Below are 7351 nucleotides of genomic sequence, written 5' to 3'. Positions count from 1 at the left end.
TTCCTAACGCGCTGGGGAGTGGAATGCCGTGTGGGTTGTATCCCGAGTGTGACATGCTTGGTGCATGAAAATCTTGAGTGCATCCACTCGGGGATGCTTTAGGGGTATTGCATGGTACCTGTTTCGCGCTATTTCTTATGCTGGCTTGCGTTTTTCCTTGTCTTGGGGCATGCCGCTCAGGGCTCTGTCGTCAATGCCACCTGGAACAGCGCCACGGATGTACCCTTGATTGCCAGCAGCTACACCGCCACGGGGAATACAGTCAATTTCACCCTGAACTTCGTGCCGCCGACCGGAACAAGTTTGACGGTGGTGAACAACATTGGGCTGCCCTTCATCAGCGGAGCTTTCAGCAATCTGGCACAGGGGCAGGCTGTGGCGCTGAGCTACCACGGTGTGACCTACAACTTCGTGGCCAACTATTACGGCGGCACGGGCAATGACCTCGTGCTCGTGTGGGCAGGCAACCGTGCTTTGGCGTGGGGAAACAACTCCAACGGTCAGGTGGGGGATGGCACCTCAATCCAGCGCAATCAGATGGTGCCGGTCACGGCCACCGGCGTGCTCGCAGGCAAAACGATCATCGCCATGGCACAGGGAGATCGGCACAGCCTGGCGCTGTGCTCCGATGGGACTTTGGCGGCATGGGGCTCGAATTCGTATGGGCAGCTCGGCAACAACAGCACCAACGATAGCTTTGTGCCGGTGCTGGTAAACACCACCAACGGTGTCTCGGCGCTCTTTGGCAAAACGGTGGTGGCCCTCTCAGCGGCAGGAGATCGAAATCTGGCGCTCTGCTCTGACGGCACCGTGGCCGGCTGGGGAGAGAATACTTATGGCGAGCTCGGAAACGGCGCCTCCACAGATCGGCAGAAGGTGCCGGTGGCCGTGAGCACCGCCACCGGCACCTCCGCGCTCTATGGCAAAAGCGTGGTGGCTGTTTCAGCAGGGTCAGATCACGCTCTGGCGCTGTGCTCGGACGGCACGCTGGTGGCCTGGGGTCTCAACGCTTTCGGAGAGCTCGGCACCAACAACCAGATGGCTTCCAAGGTGCCGGTGCTGGTGAACACCTCCAGCGGCACTTCAGCGCTCTATGGCAAGACTGTGACGAGCATTGCCGCCGGGGCTTATTTCAGCCTGGTTTTATGCTCTGATGGAACCTTGGTCTCCTGGGGGTATGGCTACTACGGGCAGCTCGGCACTGGCACCCAGACGTTTGCGGCCTATGCTCCGGTGCAGGTCAGCACCGTCAGCGGCGTTTCCGCTCTGTATGGCAAAACGGTGGCCTCCATCACCGCAGGTGGAGACAATTGCATGGCCTTGTGCACGGATGGCTCCGTGGCCGCTTGGGGCTACAACGGCAACGGCCAGCTTGGCAATAACACCACGTCGCAGTTCTTCGCTCCGGTGCTGGTAAACACCGCCAGTGGTGTCTCGGCCCTGTATGGCAAAACCGTGGTGGCTGTCTCCACGGGCGGCGGGCACAGCCGGGCTCTCTGCTCTGACGGCACCCTGACCACCTGGGGTGGCAACTTCTACGGGGAACTGGGGAACAACACCACCATCTCCTACAGCCCTGTGCCACTGGTCGCCAGCTCTGCAGCGCTGGCTGAGGCACAGCGCCTGGTCGCGTCCGCAGCAGGCTTTAGCACCGCACGCTTCGTGATCCTGGCCGCCACCCCCATCGAGACTGTAACGACGCTGGCGGCGACCGCGCTCACCCCGAGCAGCGCCACCCTGAATGGCACGGTGATCTCCGCCAACGGCAGCGTGTCAGCCTCCTTTGAGTACGGCACCACCACTGCCTACGGCAGCAGCGTGGCCGCCACGCCAGGAATGGTGCCGGAGGGTGTCAGCACGGCCGTCAGCGCCGTGCTCAGCGGACTCACGATCAACGTCACCTATCACTACCGGGCCAATGATGGGACCGCCGTCGGCGCGGACATGACGTTCATCCTGAAAAACAACGATGCCAGCCTCTCGTCCTTGGTGTCGGCTACCGGTGTTCTTAGCCCCGGCTTTGCGCCTGGCACCACGGACTACACGCTCAGTGTGTCCTACCTCACCCGCTCCATCTCTCTTGTCCCGACGCTGACAGATGCTGATGCCAGCATGCAGATCAACGGCGTGCCCGTCATCTCGGGATCTGCCAGCCCGGGCATCCCTCTGCTTGAAGGCGCCAATGTGCTCACCATCCTCGTCACAGCGGCAGACGGCAGCACCACACGCAGCTACACCGTTACCGTCACTCGTGCGCAGGGGCCCAGCCTTTCTACACTGGTGACAGACAGCGCCGGTCTCAGCCCCGCTTTTGCGAGCAATACCACCACCTACACCGTGGCCGTGCCTGCCAGCACGGGCAGCATCTCCTTCACACCCACTTTGGTGGACTCCAGCTCGACGGTCAAAGTCAACGGGGGTACGACTGCCTCCGGAAGCGCCAGCAGTCCCGTCAGTCTCGTGTATGGAGACAACTCTATCACTGTGGACGTGACCTCGCAGGACGGCAGCATGACCAAAACCTATGTCGTGCAGGTCTCGCGTGGCATTCCGACGACGATTGCGGGCAGCTTTGATTCAACCAGTTCCGTGCTGGTGGTGAGTCATGGATTCACTGCCACGGGCAGCACGGTGAACTTCACCCTCAGCTATGCTGCCGTGCCGGGAACCACATTGACTGTGGTTAACAACACCGGCCTGCCCTTCATCAGCGGCACCTTTGACAACCTCGCGCAGGGACAGGTCGTGTCGCTCATATACAATGGAGTGACCTATAAGTTCGTGGCCACCTACTACGGCGGCACTGGCAATGACCTGGTGCTCATCTGGGCTGGCACCCGGCTGGTCGGCTGGGGAGATAATCGCCAGAGTCAGCTCGGAAACCAAGGCAGCAACCTCCTTGCGGGGTCGTCGCTGGCCGACCTGACACCGGTGACGGTGGCAGCAGGTGCGGGCTACAGTCTTGCCCTGTTTGCAGATGGCACTCTGGCCATCTGGGGTGTCAATTTAGGCGCGACTGGCAATAGCGTGATCACAAGCAGTGTGCCTGCGTTCCTGCCCACGGCGGGCACCGTGCTGGAGGGAAAGGTGGTTGTGGCGGTCTCTGCGGGCGGAACTCATGCCCTGGCACTGTGCTCTGATGGCACGGTGGCGAGCTGGGGGAATAATCGTTATGGTCAGCTGGGCAATCCGGTGGCCGACTACAGTCTGACGCCTGTGGCCGTGATGACGGCTGGCACGCCACTCGCGGGCAGAACGGTGGTGGCCATTTGCGCAGGAAGCATTCACAGTGCGGCGCTCTGCTCCGATGGCACGCTGGTGGAGTGGGGCACGAACAACTCAGCAGAGGTGGGCTATTCCACAGTGACTCCCCATTTCACGCCGACGGTGGTGCCGACAGCAGGCAAAACCGTGGTGTCCATGACTGCGGGCGCGGATCATAACATCGCTCTCTGCTCGGACGGCACTCTGCTGGCTTGGGGGGCAAACTGGGCAGGCCAGTTGGGTAATGGCATCTACACAGGCAGCCTTTTGCCGGTGGATATGACCGCAGTGACCACGGCGGGCACAGTGCTGGAAGGAAAAAACATCATCGCCATCGCTGCCGGGCAGGGCCACAGCCTGGCGCTCTGCTCCGACGGAACTCTCGCAGCCTGGGGAGACAACTCTTACGGAGCTTTGGGCAACAACAGCATCACCGCCAGCAGCTTGCCTGTGGCGGTCAGTACGAGCGGTGTGCTGGCAGGAAGAATCCCGGTCGGCGTGGCAGCAGGAGATTTTCACAGCTTGGTTTGGTGCTCGGATGGCACGGTCGCTGACTGGGGGAGAAACAGCTTCGGCCAGCTTGGCAATACCACCGTCGGCTATTCCAGCAACATCCCCGTGCTGGTGACATCCCCCGCGCTGGTGGCAGGAGAAAGGTTCAGACAGGTGTCATCCACCTCAAGTTCCGAAAGCAATCTGGGCCTGGTGGCCACCACTTTCCCAGGCGGCAATCCGTCCAATGACGCCACCCTCAGCGGTCTGGCCCTGAGCGCAGGCACGCTTACCAACGGCGTGCAGAGCGTTCCGTTTGACGGTGCACAGACTTTTTACCTCGTGCTGCTGGACAGCACAGTCACGTCGATGACCGTCACTCCCACGGCCCACGACAGCCATGTCTCCTCGCTCACCGTGAATGGCCAAAGCGTGGCCTCCGGCGCGGCCAGCAGTGCCATCACCATCGTCCCGGGGATGAATTTGATCACCACTGCGGTGACCGCGCAGGATGGCGGCACGCAGCAGATCTACATATTGTTTGTCGCCAGCCTGAGCAACGCTGAGAAATGGCGGGTGCAGTACTTTGGCGACCCCTACAATTCTGGGCCTTCGGCTGATGCTGCAGACTCAGACAACGACGGCATTTGCAACCTGCTGGAATATGCGCTGAACCTCAATCCCACCACTGCCAACAAACTCCCTGCGACCGCCGGCAGGAATGGCGCAAATTTTGAGTACACCTACACGCGCAGCACCGCCGCAGTGAATGCGGAAACCGGTTTCACTGTGGAGTGGAGCGGCACCTTGTCCGCCGGAAGCTGGAGCAGCAGCGGGGTGACACAAACCGTGCTCAGCGATGACGGCACCACGCAGCAGGTGAAGGCGGTCATTCCCATGAATGCGGCAAGCATGATGTTTGTGCGCCTCTCCGTAACCGCACCGCCGGCAGGCGGATTTTGATCAAGGGCTTTTGCGCCGCGCGGCATGACGTGCGAACAGGCCGAAGGAATCGAACGACACCGCCGCCTCAGTAAATCATCGCATTATCCGGCGCCGTGGTCTCTTCCACCTTGCTGACCTCGATGATCGGAACCGTCTGCGTCCCTTCCTTTTTATAACCCATCTTGCCGACGACCTTGACCCAGGTCATGTCCTTGAAATCAGGAGCCTTCTTGCCGAAATCGACCGGCACGGAGTAGGGGCGGGCATCCGCAGCACAGCACTGCACCAGCATGCGGAAAATGCGCAGGCGGTGGCCTTCGGCATTGTTCACTTTCTCGGGCAGGATTTGCGCCACGGTCTCGACCATCTGACCGGTCAGCACCTTCTGCACTTCCACGTCTCCGCCGGTGTAGTACAGCTCAGGCACTTCGAGGATGAAGTTGCCATCCTTGCTCTGCGGCACCTGCTTCTTGAGATCTTCGAGAGTGAAGGTGCCGTAGCTCTTGGAGGCCTGCGCGGGAGCCGGGATGTTTTTTGGCGGCGTGTTGGTCTCCGCTGCGGCGGCAGAGGCGGCGGCGACTCCGGGCGGCGGCGTATTGACGGGCTTGGTGGGGGCTCCAGCAGCTCCGAGAGTCTGCGGGCTGACCATGGCTGGAGGCTGATCGGCCACCTTCTCCGTGGTGACTTTCGCCGTGGTGGTGGCGGCAACTGGCTGCCCGGCGTTCTTGACCTTGTTTTGCAGCGAGAATTGCTCCGCACGCGAGGTGTCCGTGTAATTCGGGTCGTACAGCCCCTTGTTCACGATCGCGTTCGCACTGTAGCGGTCCGGCGTGGCAAGCGCAGCCCATGACAGCGGCGCAGCAAGAATGATCAGCACCGCGATCCGGCCCGGCCAGGAACTTTCATCAAGGATGCCGTGCGCGTGGCCTTCATGGCTGTGTGCATGCCCGTGATCATGCCCGCAGCAGCCCTCTTTTTTTGCATGATCGTGCGAGTGGTCATGCCCGCAGTCTTTGTGATCATGATCGTGTCCGCAGGTGCCATGCTCATGGGCGAGCTCGTGACCATGAGCATGGCCGCATGCGCCGTGTTTGTGGTCGTGGCTGTGATCATGCCCGCAGCCTTCGCCATACTTGTGCGCATGGTCATGTCCACAATCCTTGTGATCGTGATCATGGTCGTCATGCGAGTGGTCATGCCCTTCGCATCCCGCGTCTTCGGCCCCCATCGTCAGCAGGTTGAAGAGACCCAGCACAGCCAGGCCGATGCCGGACACCAGCACCATCGGGCGGAAGATGCCATCCGGCGGCAGGTAGTTGATCAGACGACCGCTGATGTAGAAATACAGCAGCACACCGGCCCATAGCAGGAGCATGGCGACACTGAGAAGATGAACGAGGGTGCGGGTTCCACTCATGGCAGTTTAGGGTTTGATATAGAGATGTTGAATCAGGTTCATCCACGGCCCGGAAAGCAGACCGATGAGGATGAAAAGACCGATCAGAAGAGATACGACCACCTTGCGCTGGAAGACGCTGGAGTACATGAACAGCAGCTTGATGTCCATCATCGGTCCGAAGACCAGGAAGGCCAGCTTGGCCGCCATCGAGAAAGCCGTCATCGGCGCAGCAATGAAGGCGTCCGATGTGCTGCACAGCGACAGCACGATCGCCAGTCCCATGAGGGAAGGGACGGCCAGCCAGTCGTTGCCAGCCACGGTGTTCAGCAGCCCCTGATTGATCTGCGTGTTAAACACAGACGTGATCGCCACGCCAATCGCAAAGTACATCGCCGTATCCAGGAAGTCCCGCATCGAGCTGCGCATGGCATGCACCAGCTTGCCATTGAAGCCTGCCGCAGGCGCATGCACGTGATCGTCAGCCGCCGTCGCTGCATTCGCAATCTTGTTGGCAATGCTCGCCCGCAGCACCTGGCCCGGCTTGAATCGCATCACCACGAGGCCCACGATCACCGCCACGAGATAGCCCAGCGACAAACGCGCGATCGTCATCGTCGCATTGCCCGCCGTGGCCCATGACAAGCCCTGAAACTCCTTGAACGCCGTCAGCGTGCTGATCGCCACGATGGGGTTCATGATCGGCGCGGAAAGCATGTACGTCACCGCGCAGGAAAGCGGCAGCCCCTTCTGCACAAGACGCCGGATCACCGGCACCACCGCGCACTCGCACACCGGAAACACCAGCCCCAGAAAGCCCGCGATCAGTGTCGCCAGCACCTTGCTCTTCGGCAGCACCCGGTCCAGCAGCTTGGCCGGCAGGAAGGCATCTATAATTCCGGAAAAGACCGTGCCGATGAGAATGTAGGGAGCACCTTCGAAGACAATGCTCAGGAAAGCCATGAGGATGTCCCCCATGCGGCTGGGTGCGGGCAGATCGGCGAGAAAAATCATGTGGTTGGTGAGAAGACTTCTAAACGCGCCGAAAAGGCGGGTTCAAGCGAGAAAGAACGGGGGATTGGAGGAATGTCGAACGACGAATGCGGAAAGGGGCAAGGCTCTGAACACCGTCCAGGGGTCAAGGGGGGGCAAAAGGTCAAGACCCGTCGCCAGCCGAAATCGTCCTCGTCCTCCTACTCGAACTCGTCCTCGATCATGGCGTGTGGAATGCACCCCTGAGGCGCGGACGAATGC

General features: G+C 60.8%; 3 protein-coding genes. 1 reads left to right on the top strand and 2 read right to left on the bottom strand.

The annotated features are described in order from the left end of the window. The first annotated feature begins 111 nt into the window (after nucleotides 1–111). Nucleotides 112–4719, top strand: a complete 4608-nt coding sequence (locus ACIREA_RS22325; RefSeq protein WP_397384565.1) for a cadherin-like beta sandwich domain-containing protein — start codon at nucleotides 112–114, stop codon at nucleotides 4717–4719. A 67-nt stretch (nucleotides 4720–4786) separates the two neighbouring features. Here the strand turns inward: ACIREA_RS22325 and ACIREA_RS22320 are convergent, their stop codons facing one another. Together ACIREA_RS22320 and ACIREA_RS22315 are read right to left on the bottom strand one after the other, a co-directional pair. Continuing rightward, nucleotides 4787–6118 carry a hypothetical protein gene (locus ACIREA_RS22320; RefSeq protein WP_397384564.1) on the bottom strand — a complete coding sequence of 444 codons (1332 nt, stop codon included), beginning with the start codon at nucleotides 6116–6118 and terminating at the stop codon, nucleotides 4787–4789. 6 nt (nucleotides 6119–6124) lie between these two features. Beyond that, nucleotides 6125–7111 carry a permease gene (locus ACIREA_RS22315; protein ID WP_397384563.1) on the bottom strand — a complete coding sequence of 329 codons (987 nt, stop codon included), beginning with the start codon at nucleotides 7109–7111 and terminating at the stop codon, nucleotides 6125–6127. Between the last annotated feature and the right edge of the window lie 240 nt (nucleotides 7112–7351).

Source organism: Prosthecobacter sp. (assembly GCF_044373815.1).
GTDB lineage: Bacteria > Verrucomicrobiota > Verrucomicrobiia > Verrucomicrobiales > Verrucomicrobiaceae > Prosthecobacter.
The sequence above is the reverse complement of the archived record's forward strand: the minus strand, read 5'-3'. Positions and strand labels throughout refer to the sequence as shown.